Origin of the sequence: Citrobacter sp. Colony219 (genome assembly GCF_019382635.1) — a bacterium.
Classification (GTDB): Bacteria; Pseudomonadota; Gammaproteobacteria; order Enterobacterales; family Enterobacteriaceae; genus Citrobacter; species Citrobacter youngae.
Genome location: NZ_CP080033.1, coordinates 4,298,590 through 4,299,308, shown reverse-complemented (window position 1 = coordinate 4,299,308; position 719 = coordinate 4,298,590). Strand labels below are relative to the sequence as shown.

The window sequence follows — 719 nt, the reverse complement described above, 5'->3', positions numbered from 1 at the left end:
GTGTAAGGCTCAAAGCGGATCACTTCTTCCCCAATCCAATCATTCAACTCCTGCAGACGCTTCTGCAGTGGCATCAGCTCGTTACGAACAAAGACGTGGCTGGCCTTTTCCACATCACCAAAGCCGCCGGTATTGTTGGGAATGATGCCCATCATCTGCGGCGGAACGCGGTGAGCTGCCATCATGTCATCGCGGCTCACGTTCTTGATGTTCAGAAACTCATCCTTTGCTGCCACCTCTGACAACGGGATGATTTGAATGCCATCCTTTTTTCCGTTGGGCGAGTACATAAACAGGTTGCGGAAATTGCCCGGGCCTTTGGCGCTTTTCATCGCCTGGCGGATGTTGTTCACGTCCTCCTGGTTCTGTGCGGCGTCGGTCATGTACATGATAAAACCCGCATGACTGCCGTTAATGTAATACTTACGGCGGAACAGCGTGGCGGACTCGTTCAGCAGGGCGGAAGGGATGGCGGACAGGTATTCCGGCAGGCCGTAAATCTCCTGGTTTAAATCCGGCTCCATCAGGTGAAAAATGCTGCCTTTGGTGAACTCATACGGTTGCGTGGTCATACCGTACTGCACAAACCAGTAGGTATCGAGATCCAGACCACGGCGGGTATATTTCGCCAGCGATGGCTCCAGCGACAGAATACCCCCAAGCCGGTTGGTGCGTTTCTCCAGGTAGGCGTTACCGAATACCAGATAGTCCTGCACGAA

General features: G+C 53.4%; 1 protein-coding gene. It reads right to left on the bottom strand.

All coding sequences use genetic code 11. From position 1 onward, the window contains the following. The coding region (locus JTI85_RS18990; RefSeq protein WP_219352600.1) for a phage portal protein at nucleotides 1-719 on the bottom strand (719 nt) is incomplete at both ends.